Consider the following 559-nt stretch of genomic DNA (forward strand, 5'->3'; position numbering starts at 1 on the left):
TTGATCCAGGGGTATCCGAATGGGGGAACCCACCGCCGGGAGACTGGCGGGACACCCGTGTGAATACATAGCACGGCGTGAGGCACACCCGGGGAACTGAAACATCTAAGTACCCGGAGGAAGAGAAAGAAAATTCGATTCCCTGAGTAGCGGCGAGCGAAACGGGAACAGCCCAAACCAGGAAGCATGCTTCCTGGGGTTGTAGGACACTCTACACGGAGTTACAAAGGGATAGGATAGGTGAACGACCTGGAAAGGTCGGCCAGAGAAGGTGACGGCCCTGTAGCCGAAATCCTGTCCCCTCCAGAGTGGATCCTGAGTACGGCGGGACACGTGAAACCCCGTCGGAATCCGGGAGGACCATCTCCCAAGGCTAAATACTTCCTAGTGACCGATAGTGAACCAGTACCGTGAGGGAAAGGTGAAAAGCACCCCGGAAGGGGAGTGAAACAGATCCTGAAACCGTATGCCTACAAGTAGTCAGAGCCCGTTAACGGGTGATGGCGTGCCTTTTGTAGAATGAACCGGCGAGTTACGATGGCGGGCGAGGTTAAGCCGA

General features: G+C 55.8%; 1 rRNA gene. It reads left to right on the plus strand.

Annotation, left to right across the window (positions count from 1 at the left end):
• A 23S ribosomal RNA gene (locus tag KNP92_RS15730) occupies positions 1 to 559 on the plus strand; the annotation flags it as partial.

Source organism: Exiguobacterium sp. s122, from assembly GCF_018618475.1.
In the GTDB taxonomy this organism is placed as follows: Bacteria; Bacillota; Bacilli; order Exiguobacteriales; family Exiguobacteriaceae; genus Exiguobacterium; species Exiguobacterium himgiriensis.